This is a genomic window from Gilliamella bombi, from assembly GCF_900103255.1.
In the GTDB taxonomy this organism is placed as follows: Bacteria; Pseudomonadota; Gammaproteobacteria; order Enterobacterales; family Orbaceae; genus Gilliamella; species Gilliamella bombi.
Genome location: NZ_FMWS01000110.1, coordinates 1 through 564 on the forward strand (window position 1 = coordinate 1; position 564 = coordinate 564).

General features: G+C 39.5%; 1 protein-coding gene. It reads right to left on the bottom strand.

What is annotated here, in order from left to right; genetic code table 11:
* Nucleotides 1-161: 161 nt before the first annotated feature.
* On the bottom strand, nucleotides 162-564 hold a 403-nt coding region (locus B9N71_RS13170), incomplete at its 5' end, for a DUF6708 domain-containing protein (protein WP_167370126.1).

Here is a 564-nt window from a genome sequence, read left to right on the forward strand (position 1 = left end):
TTTTATCAGTAAGATGATTAGTCGATGTGGTTAAAATAAATTCGTCTGGCTTGTCAATTTTGCTATAATCGGGTATTGGGCGCCTAGTCAGTACGTCGATATTACGATCATATTTATCAAAATAGGCTTTTTGATCCGTCCCCGCCCTGAGCCATTGAACCTTATTGTTTTACATGATGCCGTTGTTTAATTTCAGCTAACTCTTGTTGCGATGTGGCATTAAACGCTTCAACCATCCATTCGGGCCAGCCTTGTCCTTTAATAATTTTTTCTTTAAATTGGGTTTCTTGTTCCCATTTGTATTTGCCGTCGTTTAGACCCGCTAATTTGTTAGCACACATAAAGTTATTGACCCAACCCCAAACCAAATAACTGCCTATGCCAGCACGTAATGGGTCTAATAATATATGGTCAATTGTTTTATGGGTATGAGGCTTGCACACCATTAATATGGTGGTGTTGAGTGAAGAGCGTGAAAAGTTATGTACCACCACCCCTTGTAAATGGGCCCAGTCGTATTCTTTTATGCGTTTTTTATTAGGGTGCAAAAAGGTTAGCGGATTG